This window comes from Pseudomonas sp. MWU12-3088 (assembly GCF_023242405.1).
In the GTDB taxonomy this organism is placed as follows: Bacteria; Pseudomonadota; Gammaproteobacteria; order Pseudomonadales; family Pseudomonadaceae; genus Aquipseudomonas; species Aquipseudomonas kribbensis.
Genome location: NZ_JALJEA010000010.1, coordinates 215,724 through 240,676 on the forward strand (window position 1 = coordinate 215,724; position 24,953 = coordinate 240,676).

The window sequence follows — 24,953 nt, forward strand, 5'->3', positions numbered from 1 at the left end:
CACGCCTGATGAGCGAGCTTTTTTACAACGCAGTGCCCAACGCCACTCGCGTCGCACCGCCACTGCCCGAACCCCGGCAATACCCCGGCGAGAAACCGTCGCGGGTCTACCTGTTCGGCACTTGCGTGGTCGACCTCTTCTACCCGGAAGCGGGGATGGATGCGATCCACTTGCTGGAGCGCGAAGGCATTCGGGTCGAGTACCCGCAAGGGCAGAGCTGCTGCGGACAACCGGCCTACACCTCGGGTTACACCGAGCAGGCGCGGACGGTGGCGCGCTCGCAACTGGCGCTGTTTGCCGGTGATTATCCGGTGGTGGTGCCGTCGGGTTCGTGCGCCGGGATGATCCGTGAGCATTACGCCGACTTGTTCAAGGACGAGCCGGAAACGTTGAAACAGGTTCAGGCCCTCGCGGCCCGCACCTATGAGTTGGCCGAATTTCTGCTGTTCGTCTGCAAGGTGCAGCTCAAGGACAGCGGCGAGCCGGTCAAAGTGGCGCTGCACACTTCGTGTTCGGCGCGACGGGAAATGAACACCCACCTGCACGGCCGCGAGTTGTTGGCGCAGTTGAGCAACGTGGAACGTGTCAACCATGACCATGAAAGCGAATGCTGTGGCTTCGGTGGGACATTCAGCGTCCGTATGCCAGACATTTCCGGCGCGATGGTGGCTGACAAGACCCGGGCATTGAAGGAATCCGGCGCGCATCAGGTACTCAGTGCCGACTGCGGCTGCTTGATGAACATCAACGGCTCGCTGGAAAAACAGCAGGAAGCGCTGCGCGGGCAACACCTGGCGAGCTTCCTCTGGCAACGAACCGGAGGTGCGCGATGAGCACCTCCACGATTATTCCTACGGTTGCCGTAGAAGAAGACTTCCGCGCCCGGGCGCACAACGCCCTGGGCGACCAGCAGTTGCGGAACAACTTCCGCACTGCGATGGATTCACTGATGACCAAGCGGGCAGCGGCTTTCAGCGATGCCCACGAAAGAGAACACCTGCGTGAACTGGGCAATGCGATTCGTGCCCGCGCGCTCTCCAAGTTGCCCGACCTGCTCGAGCAACTGGAACAGAACCTGACCCGCAACGGTGTGAAAGTGCACTGGGCGGAAACGGTGGACGAGGCCAATGGCATCGTCCTTTCGATCATCCGCGCTCACGAGGCGCGGCAAGTGATCAAGGGCAAATCGATGGTCAGCGAAGAGATGGAGATGAACCATTTCCTCGAGGCTCGGGACATTGAATGTCTGGAGTCCGACATGGGGGAGTACATCGTCCAGCTCGACCACGAGAAGCCTTCTCACATAATCATGCCGGCAATCCACAAGAATGCCGGTCAGGTCGCGTCCTTGTTCCACGACAAACTTGGCGTGGAATACACCAAGGACGTTGACCAACTCATTCAGATCGGTCGCAGGGTCCTGCGGCAGAAATTCTTCGAAGCGGACATCGGCGTCTCCGGCGTCAACTTCGCCGTGGCCGAAACCGGCACCCTGCTGCTGGTGGAAAACGAAGGCAACGGCCGCATGACCACCACTGTGCCGCCGGTGCACATCGCCGTTACCGGCATCGAAAAAGTCGTCGAGAACCTGCGTGACGTGGTGCCGCTGCTGTCATTGCTGACCCGCTCGGCGCTGGGCATTCCGATCACCACCTACGTCAACATGATCTCCGGCCCGCGCAAGGAACACGAACTCGACGGCCCGCAGGAAGTGCATCTGGTGCTGCTCGACAACGGTCGCAGCCAGGCCTTCGCCGACAGCGAACTGCGTCAGACCCTGAACTGCATCCGCTGCGGCGCGTGCATGAATCATTGCCCGGTCTACACCCGCGTCGGCGGCCACACCTACGGCGAGGTTTATCCCGGCCCGATCGGCAAAATCATCACCCCGCACATGGTCGGCCTGGCGAAAGTCCCGGACCACCCGAGCGCGTCTTCGCTGTGCGGCGCCTGCGGTGAAGTGTGTCCGGTAAAAATTCCTATCCCCGCACTGCTGCGCCGCCTACGCGAGGAGAACGTCAAAGCCCCCGACAGTCCTCATCAAGTGATGCGCGGCCAGGGCAGCAAGTATTCGCGCAAGGAACGCTTTATCTGGAACGCCTGGGCGAAGCTCAACAGCTCGCCGACCTTGTATCGGCTGTTTGCGTTTTTCGCCACGCGCCTGCGCGCCCTGGCGCCGAACAATGTCGGCCCGTGGACGCAGAACCACAGCGCGCCAAAACCCGCCGCCCGCTCACTGCATGACATGGCTCGCGAGCATCTGGCCAAACAAGGAGACCGTTGATGAGCGCCAAGCAAAACATCCTCGGCAAGTTGCGTAAAAGTCTGACGGGCACCACGCCGATTGCCGACAACTTTGACGTCGACCTGGTGACCCAGCCTTACACCTACAGCGCAGAACAGCGCATCCCGCAATTGCGCAAACTGATGGAAGCGGTGCACACCGAAATCCACCTGACGTCTGCCGAAGCGTGGCCGGCGCTGCTGGCGCACTTGCTGCGCGACCGTCAGTTGCCGAGCCTGTTGATCGCACCGACTACTCCTCACGGACAGCGCATCACACAGCACTGGGCGAATAATCCTGATCTGCCGACGCTGAAATCCTACGACCGACCGATGGAAGACTGGAAAGCCGAGCTGTTCAACGACACCCCGGCCAGCCTCACCGGCACCCTCGGTGCCATTGCCGCCACCGGCAGCCTGATTCTGTGGCCGACCCGCGAAGAACCACGGCTGATGAGCCTGGTGCCGCCGGTGCATTTCGCCCTGCTCAAGGCCAGTCAGATCCGCGACAACTTCTATCAGGTGCAACAGGAATTCGAGTGGGCACAAGGCATGCCGACCAACGCGTTGCTGGTGTCCGGCCCGTCGAAAACCGCCGACATCGAACAAGTGCTGGCCTACGGCGCCCACGGCCCGAAAGACCTGGTGGTGTTGATCCTGGAGGACCAATGACCTTACCGGCGACTTTCCTGCGCGATGCGCAGAAACTGATCCCTAGCGAACGCCGCTTCGACGATCCGCTGTCGACACTAGCCTTCGGCACCGACGCCAGCTTCTACCGACTGATTCCGCAACTGGTGATCCGCGTCGAGTCCGAAGATGAAGTGGTCGCGCTGCTTAAACTGGCCCAGCGTGACCAGGTCCCGGTGACCTTCCGCGCCGCCGGCACCAGCCTGTCCGGCCAGGCGATCAGCGATTCGGTGTTGATCGTGCTTGGGGATAACTGGAACGCTCGTGAGATTCGAGGGCAAGGCACGCAAATCCGCCTGCAACCGGGCGTGATCGGTGCCCAGGCCAACGCCTGGCTCGCGCCATTCGGGCGCAAGATCGGTCCGGACCCGGCCTCGATCAACGCCTGCAAGATCGGCGGCATCGTCGCCAACAACGCCAGCGGCATGTGCTGCGGCACTGCACAAAACACCTATCACACGCTGGCCGGAATTCGTCTTGTTCTGGCCGACGGCACCCGACTCGACACCGAGGACGCTTCCAGTGTCGCGGCGTTTCGAACGAGCCACGGTAAATTGCTGGAACGCTTGGCGACATTGGGCCGAGAGACTCGCGCCAATGCCGAACTGGCCGCACGAATTCGCCACAAATATCGTCTGAAAAATACCACCGGCCTGTCGCTCAATGCCCTGGTGGATTTCGATGATCCTGTGGATATCTTGAGTCACTTGCTGGTGGGCTCCGAAGGCACCCTCGGCTTTATCAGCGCGGTGACTTACGACACGGTGATCGACCACCCGAACAAGGCCTCGGCGCTGATCGTGTTCCCCGATGTGGAAACCTGCTGCAACGCCGTCACCGTGCTGAAAAGCCAACCGGTGTCCGCCGTGGAACTGCTGGATCGACGCAGTCTGCGCTCGGTGCAGGACAAACCCGGCATGCCGGATTTCGTACAGCACCTGTCGAACAATGCCTGCGCGCTGCTGATCGAATCCCGCGCCGCCTCTTCCACGTTGCTGCAGGAGCAACTGGCGCAGATCATGGCGTCGCTCAGCGATTTCCCGGTGGAAAAGCAGGTCGACTTCACCGAAGACCCGGTCGAGAACGCCCGCCTCTGGGCCATCCGCAAGGACACCTTCCCCGCCGTCGGCGCCGTGCGCAAGACCGGCACCACGGTGATCATCGAAGACGTGACCTTCCCGGTGGAACAACTGGCGATCGGTGTGAACCGCTTGATCGAGCTGTTCGACAAACATCACTACGACGAAGCGATCCTTTTCGGACACGCGCTGGAAGGCAATCTGCACTTCGTCTTCACCCAAGGCTTCAACAGCCCGGAAGAAGTCGCACGCTATCAGGCGTTCATGGACGACGTGGCGCAACTGGTGGCCGTGGAGTTCGGCGGTTCGCTGAAGGCCGAACACGGCACCGGGCGCAACATGGCACCGTTTGTCGAACTGGAATGGGGCAGCGATGCCTATCAACTGATGTGGCAGCTCAAGCGCCTGCTCGACCCTCAGGGCATTCTCAACCCGGACGTGGTGCTCAGCGAAGATCCGCAGATCCACCTCAAGCACCTGAAGCCGCTGCCAGCGGCCGACAAGATTGTGGACAAGTGCATCGAGTGCGGTTTCTGCGAGCCGGTTTGTCCATCGAAGGGACTGACCCTGAGTCCGCGGCAGCGCATCGTGATCTGGCGCGACATTCAGGCGCGAAAACGCGCCGGGATCGACACCACCGAACTGGAAAAAGCCTACGAGTACCAAGGCATCGACACCTGCGCCGCGACCGGTTTGTGTGCGCAACGTTGTCCTGTAGGCATCAATACCGGTGAGCTGGTGAAAAAGCTCCGCTCCCGCAACGCCACGCATGCGAAAACCGCCAACTGGATCGAAGGAAATTTCGCCACCACCCTGCAAGGAGCGCGCTTCACCCTGCACGTGGCCAACGGTGCGCGGATGTTGCTGGGGGCATCGCGTCTGGCGAAGCTGTCGGCGACGCTGACGCGCCTGTCCAAAGGCCAGGTGCCGCAGTGGACCAACGCGATGCCGCAACCGGAAAAAGCCATTCGCCTCAGTCCGGCAGTCTCGGACGAGCGCCCGCGTGTGGTGTATCTGGCGGCCTGCGTATCTCGTGTGATGGGACCGGCAGCCGGCGACAAGGAACAAATGTCGCTGTACGACAAAACCCGTGGCCTGCTGGAAAAGGCCGGTTATCAGGTGGTGTTCCCGGACAACCTGGACAACCTCTGCTGCGGCCAGCCGTTCGCTTCCAAAGGCTACGCCGAACAGGCCGAGCACAAGCGTCAGGAACTGATCGGCGCCTTGCTGCACGCCAGCCGTGGCGGGCTCGATCCGATCTATTGCGATACCAGTCCCTGCACCTTGCGACTGGTGCAGGACGTGGGAAATGTTCGCCTGGATCTGTATGACCCTGTGCGTTTTATCCGTACGCATCTGATGGATCGTCTGGATTTCACTCCGCAGGAAGCACCGATTGCCGTTCATGTGACCTGCAGCACGCAGCACCTGGGGGAAAGCCAGGCGCTGATCGACCTGGCGCGCAAGTGCAGCAAGAACGTAGTGATCCCGGAAGGCATTCATTGCTGCGGCTTTGCCGGCGACAGGGGCTTCACCACGCCGGAGCTGAACAACCATTCCCTGCGCACCCTCAAGGATGCGGTGCAGCATTGCAGTGAAGGGATTTCCACCAGTCGCACCTGCGAGATCGGTCTGACGCAACATGGCGGCATCGACTACCACGGGCTGGTCTATCTGGTGGATCGAGTGACCCGGGCCAAACCCCGAGAAACCGCCAGCTGAAGAAAAATAGAACCCCTGCGAACGACCGCAGTCCACAGAACAGGCCCCGAACAATCGGGGCTTTTCCTCCATTCGGTTGCCCGTCCTGACGGCCAGCGAAGTCGGGATCCCTCAGTTCAAGGAGATTCATATGAAACGTTCTGTACTGTTAGGTCTGTTCGTTACTGCCTCGATGATGGCTTCCACGTCCTTTGCTGCAGACAAGCCTGCCGACCTGTGCGATGCCAATATCCAGACCATCAACAACGCCAAGGGGCAGCTGTCATCGTCGCCCGAACTGAGCCAGCGTGCTGAAACCAGCGTGCAAAAGGCTCAGGCGCTCAAGGCCCAGGGCAAGATCGATGACTGTGTTGCGGAAACCTCGCAAACCATTCTGGAACTGCGCAAATCCAGCGGCACCAACAATTGATCCAGGCCCGGCCAACCTTCGGGTTGGCCTTGCGGGCCGTTTGGCGTACACTGCGCGTGCTTGTTGCTCGAACAGATGTACCGGGCAATGAGTTCGGGGCCGTTTAGGATTCGACGCCGGTTGCGAAACTCTAGGTGCATGCCGACTTGGTAACAGAAGTCGTAAATCCACTGTTGCAACTACTTATAGTTGCCAATGACGACCAATACGGTGCTGCTCTCGCTGCTTAATTGCTGCTGACATGCACTCCTGGTGCCTTCGGGCCCAGCAATCATCAGGGGATGTCTGTAAACCCGAAATGATTGTCATATAGAACAGAATCGCCGTGCAGTACGTTGTGGACGAAGCGGCTAAAACTTACACAACTCGCCCAAAGCACCCTGCCCGTCGGGTCGCTGAGGGTTAACTTAATAGACACGGCTACGCATGTAGTACCGACAGCGGAGTACTGGCGGACGGGGGTTCAAATCCCCCCGGCTCCACCAACTCTCAACGACAAGGCCCGCCAAGTGCGGGCCTTGTCGCATCTGGGGATTCATATCCGGAGAGCTCATGCGCCAGGCACTGCTGATCATCGACGTACAGCCCTGCTTTTCCCCGCCGCAATGGCTGGTCGAAGGCATCCGGTCGCTCATCGGCACGCTGCCCAGCGTCGCCACGGTCGAACGTCACGACGAAAGCCGCACACCGTTCCAGCGCCAGCTCGGCTGGCATCCGGCGGCGGACGATGACAGCCTGATCGCCGCAGACCGTATCTTCATCAAATATGGCTACGCGCCTTCCCCGGACACAATCGAATACCTGAAAAGCCTGAATCTGGATCGCGTGCTGGTCTGCGGCCTGCAAACCGAAACCTGCTGCCTTGCTGCCGGGTTTGCGCTGTTCGATGCCGGTTTGCAGCCGACGTTGCTGACGGATCTGACAGTGGGCTCGTCGCTGGATCGTTCGGGCGGGTTGGGTGTGCGGTTATGGGAACATCACTTCAGGCACACGCTGACGTCGAGTGAACTTCGCTCCTGTCTGCAGGTGTCCTAGGAAATTTTCCGCAACCCGCGTCGACTTTCATGAATTGGTTCAAGATGCTTCCCGGCGCTAGTCTTCGCGCTCCGCTGCGACCCGGCAGATGGTTTACCAAAGGAATTCGCCGGGAGCCTGACACCATAGTGCGTTGTCATGAAAAGACACTCGAAGCCAAATGAAAAAGGGGGACTGATTGATTTTCTTCAAAATAAATCTGTCCCCTTTTCACTAGTCCCCTTTTCACTACTAGCGTCTACATGCACCATGCGAAGTTCTTTTGGGCTGCTGCGCGCGGAGAGCGCACCGAGGGGCATCCTAATTATCGTCCGCCAGTGTATTGAGAGGAAAAAAGCTTTCCACGCGGATAAACACCTGTTTTCATGGCACGGTGTTCAGCTTTTCAAGCGCGACACAACAGGCACAGCCCGACTGTCGGGCATTCTTCTTGCTCGAAAGGATTCAGCTCGTGGAATACACCGCATCGACTCTAGCCGCCGAATTGAAGCATCAGATCATCAAGCAGTTGCCGTCCAGGCCGCTAGTCGGCGGCGGATTTCGTCATTTTGAACTCAAAGCATCGGTCGAGGCCGAGGTCAGTCCCGAAGTGTCCTACGAAGCATTTGAAGCAGTGCTGTTGGATTTGAGCGCCGAATGCCCAGAATGGGAGATAGAGCTTGAAGGCAGTCATGATAACTTGAAGGCGACCTTCACTAGATAATTCGTGTATTTTGGTTGAAGCTCGCAACGTAAAACGGTGCTAATGTCCGCTAGGTCGAACCTGACACAGAAAACGCATGGAGTTGTCTATGGAGACTGCCTCAGATTACGAAAACCAATTGCTCTTGGCGATCAGTCGATCTACTGAGCATGGCCCTGTGGGCATTGCCATCGAGCGTAACCCTTCGCCTAAAGATAAAGCGCACTGGCATAGGCTGAAATCATGCTTGAGCGATTTGGTTGAGCGCGGACTTCTCAAAGCCTTCACATGCTCGCTTTCTCACTCTCTTAGGCATGACATCACTCGGTCTGGGTGGATGCACCTGCGAGCGTTGCGCAAGTGCAAATGAGTTGCATAAGATCGCCCTATCATAAGCCCAGCCATTCCGCTGGGCTTTTTTGTGGATGCGAATTTACTTGTGATGCTTGAGGTAGTAGTTCATGGCGTCGGAGACCGGTTCGTTGAACTCAATCTGAATCAAGTTTTCGCCTCGCTGCTTCAAACGGTAGAAGTTCAACCCGCCCTGAAAGATTATCTCTGCGTCCCTTGGCTCTCTGTTTAGTGCGTCAAGCAACTCGCCAACAGTGATTTTTCGTCCGTCGTTCATAGCGCGCTCCAAAAAGTAGAGGCGCTATTTTGTCATGTCTGGAAAATCAGCGTTTTTCATGGTTGCCGTGACTGTCACGGTAGCTCTACACCTTTCTGAGCCTTGGCATTTGTCGGGTTTTTTTCGTTTTCGGCCTCATGCCTGACTCTTTGCTCTGAGCAACAAAACGTTGAGCAACATCCAGAGTTGCCTACGCTCCGCACTCAACGACGCCACTGAAGAGGAGCTGATCGAGCAAAATCCACTGGCGGGCTGGACGTACTCTCGGAAGGCTGCGCCGGCGAAGGAGGATGACGTCGACCCGTTCAGTCCGGAGGAACAGCAGGCGGTGCTGGGCGACATTGACTGGCTGCGAGAAGAGGTGATGGTGAGCCGAGCGATGACTCAGGCAAGCAAGGGCACGGCGGAAACTACGAAGACTGCCGCCGGGCGCCGAAGCGTGAAACTGCTTCGTCCGGCGATGGAGGCGTTGAAGGCGCAAAAGGCGCACACGTTCCTCTCAGATGCCGAGGTGTTTCAGAATCCGCGCACGCTTGAACGCTGGGCGGGTGACGGCCCGATCTGCAAGACAATGTGGGTGCCGGCGATGAAGAAGGCTGGCGTCCGCTATCGCAGGCCATACCAGACCCGCCACACCTACGCCTCGATGATGCTGTCGGCTGGCGAGCATCCGATGTGAGTTGCCAAGCAAATGGGGCATAGCGATTGGACGATGATTGCGCGTGTTTACGGGCGATGGATGTCGAACCCGGCTGAAGATGTCGGTTCTAAAGCAGTAGCACTGTGGGCAGGCGAAGCAGAATCCGACCAGACTGATTTACATAGAAGATCTCAAAATGCCATTATCAAGACCTAATTCCTCAGAATCAAGGAAGGAAAAAGTGGCTTGGGTTATTCCGATTTATAGCAAGGAGCGAGTAAAAAGAGCAGGAGCAACTCTCTTCAATGAAAACGCTACCGATGAAGAATACGAGGAAGCGTTGCAAATATTAAACAATTGGCGCTCAAGCCATAGTTATCCAGTCAACACTTTTCAAGCTGGACTAAGAACAAAGCTAAATGCTATGGGCATCAATGGAATTGTCGCTCAAAGATTAAAGCGCATCCCGTCGATCATGGCTAAACTTGAAAGGTTTAAAAACATGAGCCTTTCGAGAATGCAAGACATAGGAGGTCTTCGGGCGGTTGTTTCCACAGCGAAGCAAGTGTACGAGCTGCGAGATTCTTACGTAGAAAAAAGCAAATTCGAACACGTTCTAGTTTCGGAAAATGATTACATAAAGGAACCCAAAGATTCGGGATACCGAGGGATTCACTTAATATACAAATACAACAACCGAAAAGGTGGAGCAAAAGCGTATGAAGGGCTACAAGTTGAACTACAAATAAGAAACGATCTCCAGCACGCTTGGGCCACAGCGGTAGAAACCGCCGGAGTATTTCTGAATCAAGCGCTGAAGTCCAGCATGGGCAATGGGCGATGGCTCGAATTCTTTCGTTATGCATCTTCATGCTTCGCATTAATCGAAGATTGCGCAGTTATGACCGCACATAAAGCTCAAACCCCAAAAGAAATTTTCGACACCATGCTTATGCTGGAAACAGAGCTTGAGGTTGTAAATAATCTAGGAATGTACAAGACCTTGGTAGAGCACTTGAAAGATACAGCGGGTGAGAAAACGCATTATTATCTTTTGGAACTCAACGCTACAGCTATGAATGTTAGTGTTAGCGGCTATACCAGGGAAGCACTGCCCTTAGCTACGAATGATTACCTGGATCGCGAAAAGTGGGCGAAAGGTAATGAAGGCGTTCAGGTAGTGTTAGTAGCGGCGCAATCACTAACGTCCTTGCGCAAGGCTTATCCGAACTATTTCCTAGATACCGGAAAATTTGTCAGCCAAATCAGCCGAATTCGAGGTGTTGTTGAACGATGGGATGAATCGACATCCATGAATGAGCTTAGAAGTCCACGAAGAAAAGTCCGCAGGGTTCCCACTATCGCCGAATAAAAATGACAGCAATATCGCAGCTCAGAGGCCGAAAGCCTTTCAATAGAAGGGTCAGACGGGGGGGGGGGGCAAATCCCCCCGGCTCCACCAACTCTCAATGACAAGGCCCACCAAGTGCGGGCCTCGTCGCATCTGGGGATTAAGATCCGGAGAGCGAGCTTCAATTTTTCTCCGCTTGCATCCTAGGAAATTTCCCTCAACCCGCGTCGACTTCCATGAACTATCCCCCCGCCCCCCACCCGGTTACTCTCCACCCCTCGCAACAAACAGGTGAACGGCACTACCCCGCCGAAGCGCAAGGATCACCCCTCACATGGAGTCCGGTCATGAAAAAAGACACCCCCGATCCATCCGAAAATTCCCCGGTTGCCGAGTCCAGGACGATCTCGACTTCCGAACGCCCCATCACCGTTGCCCGCAGGCGCAATTCCCGGCTTCTTCCGGTCGATCAGATCTTCAGGGTGCGTCCCGACGTCGACCTGGTCACGCTGTTGACCCACGCCAGCCAGAATCTCGCGGCGCTCAATATGATGGCGCATGATCTCGTCCATCGACCGGATGAGGTGCAACGGGCGCGGATCGTTGCGATGCATCAGTTGGCGGGGTTGGCGGAGATGCTGGTCAGCAGCGCCCTGAGCAAACTTGACCCACTGCAGCAGGCGGCCGAGTCGAAGCCGGTTATCTGCCACTGATCCTCTTGAAAGAGCCGAAATCATGGGCTCTGGCGTCTTGAGCGAAGGTGCAGCGAGATGAATTTTTCTTCACTGCCCCGCCTCCGCCAAAGCTGTAAAGTCCGCTCGCTCATTCAAGAAACTACGGTTCGCCCGCTCTCCTGCGGGCTTTTTTTTGCCCGGGATTTGGCCACGCGTTTGTATTTTCCCGCCCACCGCGCAATTCTGGCGATCACCCCCGATCCCCGGAGCCCCCAATGCCGCTGTTGACCCTCCCCTGCCAACGCCTGACGCTCGCGGTGCTCGACCCGGAGCAGGCGTCTCTGGAAAGTGATTTCTACCAACGCAACCAGCGTCATCTCGCCCCGTGGTCACCGATCCGCACCACCGACTACTTCTCCACCGAACAGATCCGCCGACGCCTTGAAGTCCAGGCCAGCGCTTTCGAAGCCGGGCTGGCGGTGCATATGGCGTTGCTGACCCCGGATGGCGAGCAAATGATCGGCGCGTGCAACTTCAGCGGGATCATTCGTGGCGCGTTCCAGGCCTGTTATCTGGGTTATCACATCGATGCAGCCCATCAGGGTCAGGGTCTGATGCAGGAGGCGCTGGAGTCCGCGATCGCGTACATGTTCGAGGCCCAGAATCTGCACCGGATCATGGCCAACTACATTCCGGGTAATGAACGCAGTGCACGGTTGCTTGAGCGCCTGGGGTTCGAGAAAGAAGGCTATGCCAAGGCGTACTTGAACATCGCCGGGCGCTGGCAGGATCATGTGCTGACGGCTCTGGTCAACCCGGGGTTTGAGGCGCCGGATCAGCGCTGGTCGCGACGACTCGCGTGAGTTTCACAATTTGTTAAGCATTGACGAAGTATGCTCACGCCTCTCGCCCCTTCCGGTTAACTGAAACCTATGTCGTCGCGTGCCGTCACTTCCCTGTTCCTGCTTGCCGCCCTGCTGTTTTTCTTCGCGTTGGGTAACCATCAATTGCAAGGCTCCACCGAGGCCCGCGTCGCCGGGATCGCCATGGAGATGCACCTGGACGATGACTGGGTGACGCCCCGTCTGTTCGGCGAACCGTTTCTGGAAAAACCACCGTTGAGTCTGTGGCTGGACGCCGGCGCCATGCGCGTGTTCGGCGTGTCGCCGTGGGCGGTGCGGCTGGCGTCGGCGGTGGCCGGTCTGCTCAGCGTGATGATTCTGTACGGCATGCTGCGGCGCTTCGGACGGCCGAAAGCGATCGCGTGGACGGCAGGGATTCTGCTGGCGACCATGGCCAGTTACTGGAGCAACGTGCGCGGGGTTGGCGAGGATGCGTTGCTCGCACTCGGCGTGACCACGGCGTTGCTGGCGTTTTTCCAGGCGCAGCGCGCTTCGACGCCGGGTAATTCGTTGCTGTTTATCGTCGGGATTGCCATCGCCACCCTGAGCAAAGGCGTGCTCGGTCTGGCGATGCCGGGGGTGGTGATTTTCGCTTACCTGCTGGCCGACAACCTGATGGACAAGCGCTTCAAGCTGACCGAGTGGCTGCGGCCCGGTTTGTTGACCGCGCTCGGGCTGATTCCGCTGCTGATCTGGCTCGCGGTGCTCTATCAGCACGGTGGCGCACAGGCAGTCAGAGAAGTCTTGCTGACCAACAGCGTCGGGCGCTTCAGCGGCTCCTTCGTCGAAGCCGGGCACTATGAGCCGTTCTACTACTACATCGCCAAACTGCCCGAAGCATTCCTGCCCTGGAACATTCTGGTGTACCTGGGGCTGTGGCACTTCCGCAAACAATTGAAGGCCAATCGTTACCTGCTGTTTTTCAGCCTGTGGATCGTTGCGCAGTTCATCATGCTGACCCTGGCCTCAAGCAAGCGCACGGTGTACCTGATGTCGATGACGCCGGCAGCAGCGGTGATTGCGGCGGAATATGCGAGCGTACTGTTCGACAGGTTGAAGGACCGTAACAGCGGGTTTGTCGGATGGGTCGCCCGTCATCGTCAGGCATTGGCGGCCGGTATCCTGACTGTGGTGATCGCCAGCTACCTCGGTGCCGCGCAATGGGCACTGCCGAAGGCGGACAAGGAATTATCTTTCCTGCCACTGACCGAACATATCCAGAGCCTGCAAGCCAGCGGCCACCAGGTCGCGCTGTTCCAGGCCAACGAACGGGTCGGCGGCGCCAGCGTGTTCTATACCCAGAGCGTCCTCAAGGGCCTGGATACCGATGCGCAACTGAAAGACTTCCTCAGCGCCTCGCCTTCGAACATCGCGGTGATGTCAGGCGACAGCGAGCCCGCCGCCCCGCTGAAAGTGCTCAAGACCATGATGGTCGGGCGCCAGGCGTACTACTTCGTAGGCTATTGATACAGTGATGCACAAACGAAAAACCCGCCGGTGATGGCGGGTTTTTCATTTCAATGGAGACGCTTCAGAGAGCAGCCTCGGGCTGTGCACTGAACACCTGTCGCTCACGCTTGCTCAACACCGGCAGCTCCAGACGCGCCCGCCCATAAAACGCCAGCGCCGTCAGCAGACACGCCAGCCACACGAAGATACCGGCCCAGAACGTGTGGGACATGTAGTGCCAGCCCTGCAGGACGCGTGTGGTGCCGTAGACGAAACCGAGCAGCAGCGAGCCCCACAACAAGGCGCTGGAGAAGCGCCACTGATAACGCCGCGCCACGAAATACAGCGCCAGCATGGTGAACCCGCCGGAAGCGTGCCCACCCGGCCAGCAACGGCCGTCACCGGCTTCATGGAACAGCTGGAAATTGTTGTACCACTCGATGTGCTCCATCTTGCCGCCGTACAGCGTCGTCTCGATCGGGCAGTAAACGCTGGTGTGGGCCTTGAGGAAGTGAATCACGCCGGTACACACCGCGAACGCCACCACCACAAACAGAAAATCCCGCCGATGGTCAGCGGCAAAACGCAGCACAGGCGCCACTTTGCTGCGCTCGAGAAATCCGGCGAGGCCCGGGCGCTTCTGTGGATTGACCAGCGGCCAGACCACCGACAGCATCGCGCCGACCAAGGCAATTTCAGCGGTCCAGTTCGGAATGATCCGCGCCCACTTGTGGGTCAGTTTTTCAAAGAAGTGAATCTTGTCGAGCGGGAATGTGTGAGTCAGCGGATCGAACAGCAGATTACTGAAGGCAATATCGATGTTCGTCATGTCGAACATCAGAAACACCACAGCAGCACAAAACAGCGGGATACCAAAGTTGTAAGCGTAAAAACGAGCACTCATCGGGTGGACACCGTGCGCCAGTCGGAGGCCTCGATGAAGCCGAGCATTTTCGGAGCCGCCGGGTTGGCAGCGGAAACGAACAGCGAGGATCCATAACCGAGGGTCGAGGTTGGCACCTTGAGGTCTTTTTCCAGCTGCGCCATGCATTCGCTGTGAGTGACCAGGATCAGGTTGCGCCCCGGGACCTTGTGCGCGAGCGCATCCTGCAACATGCGCCCCTTACAGCTGATCAGCCAGTCTTCGCCGGTCGTCGCGTGGTTGAACATGTAACCGGCGGTCTGCACGGTGCGGGTCATCGGGCTGTTGTAGATGTCGGCATGGTTCAGGCCCAGGTGTTCGAACTGTGCGCCGACGGCGACCGCGACACTGCGCGACCGGTCGGTGATGCCATCATTGCCGCTCAGGCACGGCGCCGGAGAGTGGTCGCAGCGCTCGACATGACGCACCAGCACGATCATGTCGCCCTTGGCCCAACCAGCCGCCAACGCCTGCGCGCCGGCCACATTTCCGTGGGCCAGATCAGGCACCGCCGCCGGGGCCAGCAGCCACAGGGTCAATGGCACCACCAGCGCCAAGGTCGCCAGAACAACCCCGGCGTTCCGAAAACGGGCCAAACCGCTCAGGTCGATCGAGCGTTTGACGCCGAACAGACTCAGTCTCAATTCCACAAAAATTCGCCTCGCCAGCGTATATCACTGTCATTTGATCCGGCGAAGGTACAGAGGCCCCCGTGGGCAGCCAGTGAAAGTCATGTGAAAAAAGTCTTGGGATCCCTTGTTACAAATTCCGTCGGACAAAATCCTTTCAGCTCTCGGATTTGCGGCCGATACAGTCCTGCTAACACCCTTGCTGGCTCAAAAGAACAACAATCTTCCAGCCTGACCGACGATCAAGACGCACAACGTTTTCTGGAGGAATTGTGATGAATAGCTGGTTCGGCAACATCAGCGTGAACCTCAAACTGGGGCTGGGTTTCGGTCTCGTCCTGGCCCTGACCTGCATCCTTGCCCTGACCGGCTGGACCAGCCTCGGCGGCCTGATTGACCGCAGCAACTGGATGAGTGACATCACCCAGCTGAACGCCGGCCTGACCAAGCTACGCGTGGTGCGCCTGCAATACATGCTGACCAACGGCGATGAAACCGCCGCGCAGAACGTGCAGACCACCCTCGACGGTTTCGCTGCACAGCAACAAGCGCTGATCGGCAAATTCAAGAGCCCGGAGAACGTCAAGCTGCTCAAAGAGCAGGCGGCGACCATCGCCGAGTACCAGACGTCCCTGAACAAGATGCGCAACGCCTACCGCACCGGTAACACGGCGCGCGACACCATGGCCGCCAATGCCGAGACCGCGTACAACCTGATCGAGTCGATCAGCAACCGTGTGCAGCAAATGCCGCTGAGCGATACACGCTTCGAACAGTTCCAGGCCATTACCGAAGCCAAGGAAGCGTTCATCCTGGCGCGCTATGAAGTGCGCGGCTACACCGCCACCGCCAATGCCGACACCGAGCAGAAAGCCGTCGGCCAACTGGATGTGGCCATCGCCAGCCTGAAACAGCTGAGCGTGCATTTCTCCAGCACCCAGCAAGACACCCTGCGTCAGCTGGAAACCGCGCTGACCAACTACCGCAGTGCCTTGCAGGCGTTCAAGAACGCCAACAGCGAAGCGGTGCAGGCACGCAAGGAAATGACCGATCAGGGCGCCACCATCGTGACCCTGAGCGAGCAGATGTATCAGATCCAGCTCGATCGCCGTGACATGGAAAGCGCTCAGGCCCGTACCCTGCAACTGATCAGCACCCTGCTGGCGTTGCTGGTGGGCGTCATCGCTGCCTTCATCATCACCCGCCAGATCACCCGTCCGCTGCAGGAAACCATGGCTGTGGTCGAGCGCATCGCCAGCGGCGACCTGAGCCACAACGTGATCGTCACCCGTCGCGACGAACTCGGTGTGCTGCAACAAGGCATCGCGCGCATGGGCGTGACCCTGCGTGACCTGATCAGCGGCATCCGCGACGGCGTGACCCAGATCGCCAGCGCTGCCGAAGAGCTGTCGGCGGTGACCGAACAGACCAGCGCCGGCGTGAACAGCCAGAAGGTCGAGACCGATCAGGTGGCCACCGCGATGCACGAGATGACGGCCACCGTGCAGGAAGTCGCGCGCAACGCCGAAGAAGCCTCGCAAGCCGCAGCCGCCGCTGACGGTGAAGCCCGCGAAGGCGACAAAGTGGTGAACGAAGCCATCGCCCAGATCGAGCGTCTGGCCAGCGAAGTGGTGCGTTCCACCGAAGCCATGAGCGTGCTGCAACAGGAAAGCGACAAGATCGGCAGCGTCATGGACGTGATCAAGGCCGTGGCCGAACAGACCAACCTGCTGGCCCTCAACGCCGCCATCGAAGCCGCCCGTGCCGGTGAAGCCGGTCGCGGTTTCGCCGTGGTTGCCGACGAAGTTCGTGGCCTGGCCCAGCGCACGCAGAAATCCACCGAAGAAATCGAAGGCCTGGTGGCCGGTCTGCAAAACGGCACGCAACAGGTGTCCGCCGTGATGAACAACAGCCGCGCCCTGACCGACAGCAGCGTCGCCCTGACCCGCAAGGCCGGCGACTCCCTGGAAAACATCACCCGCACGGTGTCGAACATCCAGTCGATGAACCAGCAGATCGCCGCTGCCGCCGAACAGCAAAGCGCCGTGGCTGAAGAAATCAGCCGCAGCATCATCAACGTGCGTGACGTGTCGGAACAGACCGCGGCGGCGAGTGATGAGACGGCCAAGTCGAGTGTTGAACTGGCGCGGTTGGGTGGGCAGTTGCAGCAGATGGTGAGCCATTTCCGCGTGTAAACCCTGCACACGAAAGCCGATGTACAAAGAAGGGCAGCTGAAAAGCTGCCCTTTTTTTTGCCCTGAAATAGCTTGTTCAACAATTGGATGAAGTGTTTTGACCCGCCTTTACACAAGCGTGCACTCGCCATTTTTTGTCTGAGCCGACAAAAAGCCCCACGCACACAAAGTGTGGCGGGGCTCTGGAAATTAACCGTCCTTTACACGCGCCTCAAACGACACCGTGCATGAAAAACTCGACCGGAACCTTGAAGAACTCAGCAAAGCCTTTGATCTGAGCGACGGTCATTTTGCGCTTGTTATTCAAAATTTCTGAAACGGCACTCTGAGTTGCAATTCCGGAAAAGTCCTTCTGCTTCACCCCTCTTTCGGAGATCAGAAACGCAAGCGCTTCCGATTGAGAGGAGTATGGAATCAAAACGGTTTCAGTCTCGTACTCATACACACGATCCGCCACCAACTCTGCAAATCGTGCCGCTGCATGATCTTCACTGTCAGCATGAGAGTAGAGCTCATCGATTAACGCCATCCTCCCTTGCAAGTCAGCATCGCTCTTTATCGGATCGTGGCAGGCAGACAGCAATTTGGACAACGTAGCGATCTGATCGCCCAATCCATCAAGCATGGGTGAAATGTCAGCTATGAAGGAATCCAGTCCAGAGGCTTCGACCTTATTGCGCTTCATGTTGCCACCCTTCATCTCATTAAACATAAATAGTACGGTTCATTCAGACCCACTACTTAACATCACCCTTCCACCACTTGTCATATCCAGCATGGGGCAAGATCTCCTTTATATAAATGGTACCGGTCTTGGGGTTGATCCATGTAATGACCCGGCACTCATTTTTCTTGATATCAAAAACATAAATATCAAGAGGTCCTTTTTTACTCGTAATCCTCAGCTTCGAGTGAGGGATTCGATCAACGTTCCAGCCTGATGCCATGGCCCAGTCTTTTCGAAGCTTCTCAAAAGACTCGAACCGCAGGGATGCCCTGTCGAAGACGGTTAACCATAAGGTGAGAGGATCTCTCCACTGGCTATGGGTTTCGATAGCCCGCGCAACCGCCGCTTTTGTGATCACTCTCATAGATTTTTCGGTTCTGGCGTCCCTACACACAGAGCAAATTATCTCGGATCCAGATATCTGTAAAGCAGATATTTTGTGAATCCTTGCCCTGTCAGTCAAAGTCCGGGAGCGCTGTACTCATCGCAAAAGTCCTCCCTCACCCCAATTGGGTTTGGGAGGAAAGGAGCTAATTACATCTCACCGAGTCCCCCGCTGCCGCAACGCCGACGGCATGAAATACGAATCCTCCGGCACCGGTTGCGAGAAGTCGACGGTGGAGGCTTCTTCGTTATCCAGGTTCTGCACGTAGTACCGGCGGGCCTGCAAGTCGTGGAACACGTCCAGTGCGCTCCAGGTGGTGGGCAGGTCGTAGAAGTTTTTCAGGTAGGCCATCGACACGCGCCACAGCTCTCCTCGCCCGTCGTACTGATCCACCAGCGCGGCGCCCCAGCTGTCTTCGTCGAGGAACAGCACTCGCTTGGAATAGACGTGTCGCGCGCCCGGTTTGAGGGTGCCTTCCACCACCCAGACCCGGTGCAGTTCGTAGCGGGTGTATTGCGGGTTGAGGTGGCCGGGGGTGAGCAGCTGGGCGTATTTCACGTCGGGGCTGCCGACTTTGTAGTTGTTGTAGGGGATGTAGATTTCCTGTTTGCCCTTGAGCTTCCAGTCGAAGCGGTCGGGGGAGCCATTGAACAGGTCGGTGTCGTCGGCGGTGCGCAGGCCATCGGAGGAAGCGATCGGCGTGTCGTACGCCAGGTTCGGTGCGCGGCGCACGCGGCGTTGGCCGGCGTCGTAGATCCAGGCCTGGCGCGGGTCCTTGAGTTGGTCCAGCGTCTCGTGCACCAGCGCTGCACCACCGGCCAGACGCGCCGGGCTTTTCACGAAGGCGAGGTAGTAGAACAGGATGTTTTTCAGGTCGGCGAACTGGCCGCCCGGGCGGTAGTAGTTGAAGAAACCTTCCTGCTGCGAGGTCACCAGCGCGAAGCTGCCGTTGCGTTGTACCGGTGCTTCGGAAGCACGTCGAACCACGTAGATGCCGCGATAGCGAGTGATGTGGTTCCACAGCACTTCGACCCCGTCCTTGGGCACCGGAAACGGCACGCCGCCATAGGCATCGGCGAATCCGCTGCCGCCCTCCAGCAGTTTGGCCGAGGTCGCATTTTTCAGGGTGTTGTCATACAGCCACTGCGGCGCCGAACCGGATCGGCGCGAAGGATAGACCGGCATCTGGAAGGTGTCGGGGTAGCTGTTGAACAGCGCGATCTGACCGGGGCTGAGGTGAGCCTTGTATTGGTCGAGGTTGGCCTTGGTGATGGTGAACAGCGGTTTGTCCGCCGCGTACGGATCGGGGTGATGCTGGCCTGGTTTGTAGCCGGCCGGCGCCTGGGTGATGCCGCCGGTCCAGGCCGGGATGGTGCCGGCCGCGTTGCCGGCGCGCTCGGCGCCCATGGGGGTCAGCGTGGTTTTCAGTTGTTCGGCCTGCTGGGGCGAGATGGCGGCCAGCGTGCTTGCGGCGGTGAGGCTCAAGAGCAACGCCAGTGTGGTCTTGGTCAGTCGTGATGCAGGAAACATGTTCGTTCTCCGAATTCAAAAAACCTGTGGACTCACAAGAAATACTTGAGGTTGAACCCGACGTTGTCGCGGTCGCGAATGCCGTTGTTCTGCCCGCCGCCCCAGAACTCGGTGTATTGCAGTTCGGCTTCGAGCTTGTTCTGGTAGTTGGCCTTGACCCCCAGCGTGTAGGCCTTGCGCCCGTCGATGGCATTGCCGGCCTGGTAACTGTTGCCCTTGAAGTCGTCCTTGTAGACGACGTAAGGCGAGACGTTGATCCCGGCGTACACGTCGTTCCAGGTGCCGTTGAACATCACCGTGTAGCTGTAGGAGTTGCGGTTGACCTGATCGTCGCGATCACCGCCGGACACGTACGAGGTGTTGCCGGTGCCGGCGTAGTAACGGGTGCTGCCATCGTAGGCGGTGTATTGCAGGCTGCTGCCGCGCAGGTGCTCGGAGGCCAGTTCGAAGATGCCGAACATCGAGTCGAACGACAGCGTCGGACCGAAGTTGTAGATGCTGCCCAGCGAGGTGTTGAACGCCTCCACCCGCTCGGCGTTGTTGATCTGGCTGTCGAGGGTGACCATCTGCCCGCCGACGTTGATGGCCTTGCCGGACACCGCCGCCGCAGCGCCGTTGGCCAGATCGCCGATCAAATCGTTGGTGGCCGCGATGCCAATGGGCAGGTTCGGTCGATAGGCCAGTTCACCGAACACCGAGGCATTGCCCAGCGTGGTGTTGAAGCTGAAACCGTACATGCGGATGTCTTCGGCATACCGCCGATGAGCCTGGATGTTGCCCATCACATCGGCAGTCGCCAGACCGTTGGCGAGCGCCCCGGCCTGACTGCCGGCCACGCTGGAGAGCATGTTGGTCAGGGCATTCATGTCGATGCCCTTGTAACCACCCAGGTCGGCAGAAATGGTCGGTTCCTTGGCGTGGTAGTTGACCATGTACAAGCCGAATTCGGTGCTGTTGAGCTCTTCGGCGATGTAGCGAAAGGCAAAGCCGAACTGGCCGTCGTTGCGTGCGTTGTAATCCTTGCCGATCGACGCCACTTTCAGAGTGTTGCCGTAGGCCGGGGTCACGCCGTTGGCGTAGAGGCCGGTGGATTTCAGCGCCGGGCCCAGCATCGGGTTGTTACCCAATGCGCTGTACAGGCCGATGACATTGCCGAACCCCGGCACCGGAGTATCGAGGGCGGTGCCGCTGAAGTTGTTGTAAGCGGTGTTGCCGCCGTCGGCGAACAGGTCGGTCTGCGAGTAGAAGGTGCCGACCGGATCGATGCGGGTTTCTTTCCAGTTGGTCTGGTAGAAACTCTCCATGGTCAGGCTGTCGGTCAGGCCGATGTTGAAGCTGACCGCCTCCACCGGCATCAGCACTTCCTTGACCTCGGCGCCGGGCAAGCGGTACTTGGCGGCGTCCACCGGATTGGTGGTGTTGATCCCGCCGCGATAGAAAATCCCCTCGCCCCAGTTGAACACCTGACGCCCCACCCGCGCCGTGACGGGCATTTGCGCGACGTCCCAACTGCCGTGGACATAGGCGTCGAGCATCTCGATCCGGCTGCCGGCGATGTCGCGGGTCTGGCTGGTGAAACGGTCGTCCTGGGGATAACTCTGGCTCGGCTGCGACGGGCTGTTGTTGTGGTAGTAGTCGTTGCGCTTGTCCATCAACTGAGTGTCGTAGAACGCGGTGCCGCGCAGGAACATCCCGTAGTTCTGGTAGTTGGCCTCCAGCTCCGAAGTGATCTTGTACACCTCGGAAACCAGCCCGGTGTCGAAGTTGCGATTGCCGTCGTTGGTGTTGACGTCATCGTTGTTCTTGTCCCGGCCCTGCACCCGCCACAAGCGGCCATAGGACAAGGTCGTGTCGAGCGAGCCGGTGACCTGATTGTCCAGCACGCTGAACTCGGCGGCCTGCACCGCTTCGACTGCGCAGAGTTGCAGCAGCCCTGCCAAACCGACACTGGGGAGCGCTACGCCAGACAGGCGCAATCGAGTGTTGATCATCTGTTCCTCCTTCCCTGTTCTTATTGTTGTGTGTTGCCGCGATGCTCAGGGCGCCAGTCCCGCGCTGACATAAATCCGGCTGTGGGCGCCAAAATGGCCGAGCAGTCTGAGTAGTTGCCGGTTCAGTTGCGGATGGTCGAAATTCTCTTGCTGCAACTGATTGCCGGCACTGAAGTCGCTGGTGACCGGCGCCGTTTCCAGCCACTGGCCGATGGCGTCATCGAAGGCCGCAGAGTCATCGACCGACTCGGCACTCACCACTTCACGCAGGTAGTCCACGGAGTACGGCGGGTAATGCGCGTCCCCGGTGGCATCGGCGTAAGCGTCGAGCATCGGATGCGGCTGACCGGCGCGCAGCACGCGACGCAGCCAGGTCGACTGGTATTTCTCGACTTCCATGTGGCGGGTCGCGACCCGTTCGATGGACGCCTGTTTGTCTTCCGCAAAACCGGCCAGCGCCTTGCCCTCCAGCAGCAGTAGGCTCGGCAGTTCGACGCCGGGCAACGGCTTGGCGTGATACGGCTGGGTCAGGTCCTGTACGTGGTGCAGGCCCCAACCGAGGAAGCGATAACCCCAGTAGGAATGCCCCGTGGCAAACGCCAGTCGCGCCAGCCCCATGTACTGATACGCGCGCCAGTCCGGCCAGCTGCGCTCGAGAAATCCGGCGGCCGCGTACACCACCGGGCTCTCATGGAAGAAACCCATGTGGAACGGCGCCTGGGAGCTGTACTGGAAGCGCGCATCGCCAAACAGCTGCGGGCCGAAGCCGTACAACGCGGCGACTTCACCGGGGTTGTCGCTGAACAGATTGATGTCATGACCGTAGTCCGGCTCATCGGCGGCGCTGGCCAGCACGGCGAGGGGCGCGACTTTTTCGTGATCGGCCACGCGAATGAAACGCTGGCGATTCCACGGCGAAAGCGTCTGCTCGACCATCACCTGATTGGCCTGCAGATGTTCGCGTTCGGGCAAGTCTTTGCCCGGCAACGGCTGGATGACCATCGCCAGATGAATCAGCGGATTGATCCGCAGCGCAGTGAGGAAATCGTGGCGCAGATTGTCGCTCGGCGCGGCGGGCAACTTGAGGTTGTCGGGGCGCGGCGGGTACTGCTTGAAGTGTTCGCGGGCGAAGCGTTCCTGCTCATCGAGCAACGCGACGATGGCCGGGTATTGCTCGGAGAGAAACTGCTCCAGCGGTTCGACCTCGACGGGCGATGCATCGCGCAACGCCGGCAGATCCTGCAACGCCAGGTAGCTGCCCACCGTATGGTTCGACCAGCCCCACGCCGTCGGGGCCATTGCGCAAAGCAGCAGGAGGGAGATCAGCTTCATTGCTTCTGGTTCTTGTTATGTGTGCCGTGGGGATCGAGCCTAACAATCGACCCCGCCCCTGACACTGTCCGATCTCACCAGAAAAGTTCTCCGATAGCGCCACGTGCGTTGTTGTTTCAGGCCGGGTAACCGGTGATCTTGCGGATGCTCTGGTACAACGGCTTGAGCTGCCGGTACATGCGCAGATAGACGTCCCTGTACAGTCGCTCATAGACCTGCTGCGCCTCGGGCTGCGGCGTGAACACCGCGCCAACCCGGGTCATCGCCGCTATCGCCGTGGGAAAATCCGCGTGCAATCCCAACCCCACCGCACAGCAAATCGCCGCTCCCAGACCGGACGCTTCATAGACATGCGGGCGCTCGGCCGGCAGGCCGAAGATGTTCGCCGTGAGTTGCATCGCCGCATCACTTTGCGAGCCACCGCCAGCCACCCGCAGACGGGTGACGGAGATCTTCGAGCGCTTCTCGATTTTCTCCATGCCCTGGCGCAGCGCATAGGCCAGACCTTCGAGGATCGCCCGGTAAATGTGCGCACGGGTGTGCACGTCGCCGAAGCCGATCATCGCGCCTTTGGCTTCAACACCCGGTTCGCGAATTCCCGGTGACCAGTACGGCTGCAGCATCAATCCCATCGAACCCGGCGGCACCGCCTCGACCAGTGCATCGAACAGTTGTTCAGGCTCGATACCCTGCTCCTTGGCCTGCTGCATTTCCCGCAGGCCGAACTCGTTCTTGAACCAGCTGACCATCCAGTAGCCGCGATAAATCATCACCTCGCAGTTGTACTGATCCGGCACCGCCGACGGGTACGGCGGAATCAACGGGACGATTTCCAGATAGCGCGAGCGGGTGCTGGTGATCGTCGCCGTGGTGCCGTAGGACAGGCACACCGTGCCTGAATCGACGACGCCGGAGCCGAGCACTTCACAAGCCTTGTCGGCCCCCGCCGCAATCAGCGGAATGCCTTCGGGAATGCCGGTGTGACGACTGGCTTCGGCGCCGATATGGCCGAGGGTTTCACCGGGTTTGTGCAAGGCCGGCAGTTGCTCGGGGCGCACCGCCAGCGCCTGCCATTTCCAGTCACGCGGTGCCGCCCAGCGCAGGCGTTTGAAATCGAACGGCAGATAACCGACGCAACACCCCACCGAGTCGACGAAACGCCCACAGAGGCGATGCGTGAGAAACCCCGAAAGCAGCAGAAATTTGTCGGTCGCCGCCCACACTTCAGGCTGATGGCGAGCGATCCAGTTCGCTTCGGCCTGGGCGCGAAAATAATCCACGGTAGCCTGCGCGCCGACCAGTTTGAACAGCCAGCCCCACGGCCCCTTGATCCCGCCTTCGACTTCGCTCTGACGCTGATCGAGCCAGAGAATCGCCGGGCGCAGCGGCTTGCCCTGAGCGTCGACATTGATCACCGTACCGCGCTGGGTGGTCAAGGAAACCCCGGCAATCTGCGAACGATCGATGCCGGTCTGCGCCCACACCTGCTGACAGGCTTCGCCCAGTTTCGCCCAGTAATATTCCGGGTCCTGCTCGGCCCAGCCCGGTTGCGTCGAGTAATAGGCCTGCAATTCAACCTTGCCCTTGCCGAGCAGATTGCCCTGCAAATCGAAGAGCAGCGCGCGCACGCTCTGGGTGCCATTGTCGATGGCCAGCAGGTAACGCTTGTTCGGGTGGTTGTCCATGGAGCTCTCTTCG

General features: G+C 59.0%; 21 protein-coding genes, 1 other RNA gene and 2 pseudogenes. 15 read left to right on the forward strand and 9 right to left on the reverse strand.

Features of this window, described 5'->3' with window-relative positions:
• The first annotated feature begins 8 nt into the window (after nt 1-8).
• From M5B98_RS22545 to M5B98_RS22580, 8 genes are all read left to right on the forward strand, one after another.
• Nucleotides 9-833 carry a (Fe-S)-binding protein gene (locus M5B98_RS22545; protein ID WP_248744010.1) on the forward strand — a complete coding sequence of 275 codons (825 nt, stop codon included), beginning with the start codon at nt 9-11 and terminating at the stop codon, nt 831-833.
• Nucleotides 830-2,284, forward strand: a complete 1,455-nt coding sequence (locus M5B98_RS22550) for a LutB/LldF family L-lactate oxidation iron-sulfur protein (protein WP_248744011.1) — start codon at nt 830-832, stop codon at nt 2,282-2,284. The genes M5B98_RS22545 and M5B98_RS22550 overlap by 4 nt, the downstream gene beginning before the upstream one ends.
• On the forward strand, nt 2,284-2,955 hold the full coding sequence (locus M5B98_RS22555; protein WP_248744012.1) for a LutC/YkgG family protein: 672 nt from the start codon (nt 2,284-2,286) through the stop codon (nt 2,953-2,955). Before M5B98_RS22550 ends, M5B98_RS22555 begins: the two co-directional genes overlap by 1 nt.
• Nucleotides 2,952-5,774: an FAD-binding and (Fe-S)-binding domain-containing protein gene (locus M5B98_RS22560; protein WP_248744013.1), complete on the forward strand. Its 2,823-nt coding sequence runs from the start codon at nt 2,952-2,954 to the stop codon at nt 5,772-5,774. Before M5B98_RS22555 ends, M5B98_RS22560 begins: the two co-directional genes overlap by 4 nt.
• 130 nt (nt 5,775-5,904) lie before the next feature.
• Complete coding sequence (locus M5B98_RS22565; RefSeq protein WP_192552867.1) at nt 5,905-6,183, forward strand: hypothetical protein; 279 nt, start codon at nt 5,905-5,907, stop codon at nt 6,181-6,183.
• A gap of 95 nt (nt 6,184-6,278) precedes the next feature.
• Nucleotides 6,279-6,668: a transfer-messenger RNA gene (ssrA, locus tag M5B98_RS22570) on the forward strand.
• A gap of 67 nt (nt 6,669-6,735) precedes the next feature.
• Entirely contained in the window at nt 6,736-7,218 is a 483-nt protein-coding gene (locus M5B98_RS22575; protein WP_248744014.1) for an isochorismatase family protein, read from the forward strand.
• Between the two features lie 451 nt (nt 7,219-7,669).
• Nucleotides 7,670-7,921: a hypothetical protein gene (locus M5B98_RS22580; RefSeq protein ID WP_248744015.1), complete on the forward strand. Its 252-nt coding sequence runs from the start codon at nt 7,670-7,672 to the stop codon at nt 7,919-7,921.
• Between the two features lie 412 nt (nt 7,922-8,333).
• Here the strand turns inward: M5B98_RS22580 and M5B98_RS22585 are convergent, their stop codons facing one another.
• Complete coding sequence (locus tag M5B98_RS22585; RefSeq protein WP_248744016.1) at nt 8,334-8,528, reverse strand: hypothetical protein; 195 nt, start codon at nt 8,526-8,528, stop codon at nt 8,334-8,336.
• A gap of 154 nt (nt 8,529-8,682) precedes the next feature.
• On the opposite strand from M5B98_RS22585, the pseudogene M5B98_RS22590 reads away from it, so the two are divergent.
• The 5 genes and pseudogenes from M5B98_RS22590 to M5B98_RS22610 form a co-directional block, all read left to right on the forward strand.
• Nucleotides 8,683-9,384 (forward strand): annotated as a pseudogene (locus M5B98_RS22590) (site-specific integrase); the annotation flags it as partial.
• Between the two features lie 25 nt (nt 9,385-9,409).
• Nucleotides 9,410-10,540 carry a RelA/SpoT domain-containing protein gene (locus M5B98_RS22595; protein WP_248744017.1) on the forward strand — a complete coding sequence of 377 codons (1,131 nt, stop codon included), beginning with the start codon at nt 9,410-9,412 and terminating at the stop codon, nt 10,538-10,540.
• Between the two features lie 326 nt (nt 10,541-10,866).
• A complete protein-coding gene (locus tag M5B98_RS22600; protein ID WP_248744018.1) occupies nt 10,867-11,232 on the forward strand; it encodes a DUF6124 family protein in 366 nt (121 codons plus the stop codon).
• Nucleotides 11,233-11,468: 236 nt separating this feature from the next.
• A complete protein-coding gene (gene rimJ / locus M5B98_RS22605; protein ID WP_248744019.1) occupies nt 11,469-12,056 on the forward strand; it encodes a ribosomal protein S5-alanine N-acetyltransferase in 588 nt (195 codons plus the stop codon).
• Nucleotides 12,057-12,125: 69 nt separating this feature from the next.
• The gene (locus M5B98_RS22610) at nt 12,126-13,562 is read left to right on the forward strand and encodes an ArnT family glycosyltransferase (RefSeq protein ID WP_248744020.1); all 1,437 of its coding nucleotides are present in this window, start codon (nt 12,126-12,128) and stop codon (nt 13,560-13,562) included.
• 64 nt (nt 13,563-13,626) lie between these two features.
• Here M5B98_RS22610 and M5B98_RS22615 read toward each other — a convergent pair whose 3' ends face one another.
• On the reverse strand, nt 13,627-14,448 hold the full coding sequence (locus tag M5B98_RS22615; protein ID WP_248744021.1) for a phosphatase PAP2 family protein: 822 nt from the start codon (nt 14,446-14,448) through the stop codon (nt 13,627-13,629).
• Complete coding sequence (locus M5B98_RS22620) at nt 14,445-15,116, reverse strand: histidine phosphatase family protein (protein WP_085713228.1); 672 nt, start codon at nt 15,114-15,116, stop codon at nt 14,445-14,447. The genes M5B98_RS22615 and M5B98_RS22620 overlap by 4 nt, the downstream gene beginning before the upstream one ends.
• Before the next feature lie 389 nt (nt 15,117-15,505).
• Between M5B98_RS22620 and M5B98_RS28930 the strand changes: the two are divergent.
• Both M5B98_RS28930 and M5B98_RS28935 read left to right on the forward strand, forming a co-directional pair.
• Nucleotides 15,506-16,432, forward strand: a pseudogene (locus M5B98_RS28930) (methyl-accepting chemotaxis protein); the annotation flags it as partial.
• A 144-nt stretch (nt 16,433-16,576) separates the two neighbouring features.
• Nucleotides 16,577-17,290, forward strand: coding sequence for a methyl-accepting chemotaxis protein (locus M5B98_RS28935; RefSeq protein WP_371850997.1), 714 nt, complete (start codon nt 16,577-16,579; stop codon nt 17,288-17,290).
• Nucleotides 17,291-17,501: 211 nt separating this feature from the next.
• On the opposite strand, the gene M5B98_RS22630 is transcribed toward M5B98_RS28935, so the two are convergent.
• The 6 genes from M5B98_RS22630 to M5B98_RS22655 form a co-directional block, all read right to left on the reverse strand.
• On the reverse strand, nt 17,502-17,975 hold the full coding sequence (locus tag M5B98_RS22630; protein ID WP_248744022.1) for a helix-turn-helix domain-containing protein: 474 nt from the start codon (nt 17,973-17,975) through the stop codon (nt 17,502-17,504).
• 52 nt (nt 17,976-18,027) lie between these two features.
• Nucleotides 18,028-18,381, reverse strand: coding sequence for a type II toxin-antitoxin system HigB family toxin (locus M5B98_RS22635; protein WP_248744023.1), 354 nt, complete (start codon nt 18,379-18,381; stop codon nt 18,028-18,030).
• Between the two features lie 177 nt (nt 18,382-18,558).
• Complete coding sequence (locus M5B98_RS22640) at nt 18,559-19,932, reverse strand: DUF1329 domain-containing protein (protein ID WP_248744024.1); 1,374 nt, start codon at nt 19,930-19,932, stop codon at nt 18,559-18,561.
• Between the two features lie 32 nt (nt 19,933-19,964).
• Nucleotides 19,965-21,923 (reverse strand): DUF1302 domain-containing protein, encoded by a 1,959-nt coding sequence (locus tag M5B98_RS22645; protein WP_248744025.1) that lies wholly within the window; start codon nt 21,921-21,923, stop codon nt 19,965-19,967.
• A 45-nt stretch (nt 21,924-21,968) separates the two neighbouring features.
• A complete protein-coding gene (locus M5B98_RS22650) occupies nt 21,969-23,255 on the reverse strand; it encodes a phospholipase (RefSeq protein WP_248744026.1) in 1,287 nt (428 codons plus the stop codon).
• 116 nt (nt 23,256-23,371) lie between these two features.
• Nucleotides 23,372-24,940 carry an FGGY-family carbohydrate kinase gene (locus M5B98_RS22655; protein ID WP_248744027.1) on the reverse strand — a complete coding sequence of 523 codons (1,569 nt, stop codon included), beginning with the start codon at nt 24,938-24,940 and terminating at the stop codon, nt 23,372-23,374.
• Nucleotides 24,941-24,953 lie beyond the last annotated feature (13 nt).